We start from the raw sequence: 1,856 nt of genomic DNA, 5'->3' as shown, positions 1-1,856 counted from the left end.
CTCTAGGCGGCGCGTCGAAGCCGGATGATGCGCATCCACGTGGTCACGCTCTTCCCGGACTTCTTCCGGGGCCCGCTGGGGCTCAGCATCCCCGCGCGGGCCGCGGCGGCCGGGCTGGTGGAGTACGACCTGGTGGACCTGCGCCGCTTCGCCCACGACAAGCACGGGACGGTCGACGACTACCCGTTCGGCGGCGGTGCGGGGATGGTGATGAAGCCGGGCCCCTTCTTCGAGGCGGTACAGTCCGTCGCCCCGGAGGGAGAGGACCGGCCGCAGGGCCCGATACTGCTGATGTCGGCGCGCGGCAGGCGCTTCACGCACGAAGACGCCGTGCGCCTTTCGCTGGCGCCGGAGCTCACGCTCCTGTGCGGGCACTACAAGGACGTGGACCAGCGCGTGGCCGAGGGCCTGGCCACCGAGGAGGTCTGCCTGGGCGACTTCATCGTCTCGGGCGGCGAGATCCCGGCGCTGGCGGTGGTGGACGCGGTGGTGCGGCTGCTGCCGGGCGCCATCTCGGACCACGAGAGCGCGTCTTCCGATTCGTTCTACGACGGCACGCTCAGCCCGCCGTCTTACACCCGGCCCGCGGAGTACCGCGGGATGAAGGTTCCCCCGGTGCTGCTTTCCGGGGACCATGCACGTATCGCCGCGTGGCGTCGCGAGCAGTCCGAGAGGCTGACGCGCGAGCGGCGCCCGGAGCTCCAGCCGGAGCGTCCGGAGCACAGTTGACGTTGGGAGCACACGCCGGCGCGACGTTGCGCGCGGCCCTCCCAACCTCTCCACTCACAACGACGAGGCCAGACCCATGCATCCGTTCATCGAGACCCAGAAGGAATATCTGCGCGAGGGCCTTCCCACCTTCCGCCCCGGCGACACCGTGCGCGTGAACGTGCGCGTTCGCGAGGGCGAGAAGGAGCGCATCCAGGCGTTCGAGGGCGTCTGCATCGGCCGCAAGCACGGCGGCGTCTCCGAGACCTTCAAGGTCCGCAAGATCTCGGGCGGCATCGGCGTGGAGCGCACGTTCCCGCTGCATTCCCCCATGCTCGCCAGCATCGAGCTGGTGCGCCAGGGCCGGGTCCGCCGCGCCAAGCTGTACTACCTGCGTGCGCTCCGCGGCAAGGCGGCGCGCATCAAGGAGCGCCGCACCCGCTAGTCCGTCTCACATCGTTCTTCTCTCTTACGGGTCGATTTCCGAGGTTTCTCGGCGGCTCGGAAGAGGGCGGAACGGCGAAGGACGAGGGTTTGGGCGTGTCCCCCGCAGGCGGGGGCCGGGCTGCGCGCGGAGTAGGGCACGGTACCACTGTGCCCTACTCCGCCGGGCCACGGCCCCCGTCGGCGTTCGTGCGTCTGCGTGGGCCGTCTCGCGCGGGGCGGCGTCCCGGCCCTCCGGGCGCGCATCCCTCACGTGGCGGTCCGCGCGTCCGGGCCGCTCCCCGTTGTGGGGCGGGGGGCACGGTCGTTGCGCGGCGGCGGACGACTTCGTTCAACCACGCACGCGCGGAGGGGGTCGCATGGCCGCAGAAAGAGGATCGGCGCTGATCGCGGGCTGGCCCGACGAGTCGCGCGAGGCCACCCAGCTCGTGATCGATCAGTACGGCGAGCCCGACGAGGCCACCGAGAGCCAGCTCGTCTGGCACAAGCCGGGGCCGTGGAAGCGGATCGTCGCCACCCGCACGTTCTACCAGCACGACTTTCCCGCGCCGCACCAGGATTCGGTGGAGTCGGTGATCGACTACCGGGTTCCGCCGGACAAGTTCAGCGCGCTGGCCGAGTTCGACGGCAGCGTGATCGTGGAGCGTACGGCCGGCGAGGTCTCGGCCCGCTGCCACGACGAGCAGGCGAACCTCCTGGCGCTG

3 protein-coding genes are annotated in these 1,856 nt (G+C 71.0%); all 3 read left to right on the top strand.

Annotation, left to right across the window (positions count from 1 at the left end; genetic code table 11):
* Nucleotides 1-24 precede the first annotated feature (24 nt).
* The gene (gene trmD / locus VFE05_16200; GenBank protein HET6231616.1) at nucleotides 25-729 is read left to right on the top strand and encodes a tRNA (guanosine(37)-N1)-methyltransferase TrmD; all 705 of its coding nucleotides are present in this window, start codon (nucleotides 25-27) and stop codon (nucleotides 727-729) included.
* A gap of 76 nt (nucleotides 730-805) precedes the next feature.
* Nucleotides 806-1,153 carry a 50S ribosomal protein L19 gene (gene rplS / locus VFE05_16195; GenBank protein HET6231615.1) on the top strand — a complete coding sequence of 116 codons (348 nt, stop codon included), beginning with the start codon at nucleotides 806-808 and terminating at the stop codon, nucleotides 1,151-1,153.
* Between the two features lie 358 nt (nucleotides 1,154-1,511).
* On the top strand, nucleotides 1,512-1,856 hold a 345-nt coding region (locus VFE05_16190; GenBank protein HET6231614.1), incomplete at its 3' end, for a hypothetical protein.

It is taken from the genome of Longimicrobiaceae bacterium (genome assembly GCA_035696245.1).
Classification (GTDB): Bacteria; Gemmatimonadota; Gemmatimonadetes; order Longimicrobiales; family Longimicrobiaceae; genus DASRQW01.
Note: the sequence above shows the minus strand (reverse complement) of the source record. Positions and strands in the feature narration are given on the sequence as shown.

What these genes read in the sequence shown, in the direction of transcription:
- trmD (HET6231616.1), top strand. Translation starts at nt 25, where the DNA reads ATGATGCGCATCCACGTGGTCACGCTCTTCCCGGACTTCTTCCGGGGC.
- rplS (HET6231615.1), top strand. Translation starts at nt 806, where the DNA reads ATGCATCCGTTCATCGAGACCCAGAAGGAATATCTGCGCGAGGGCCTT.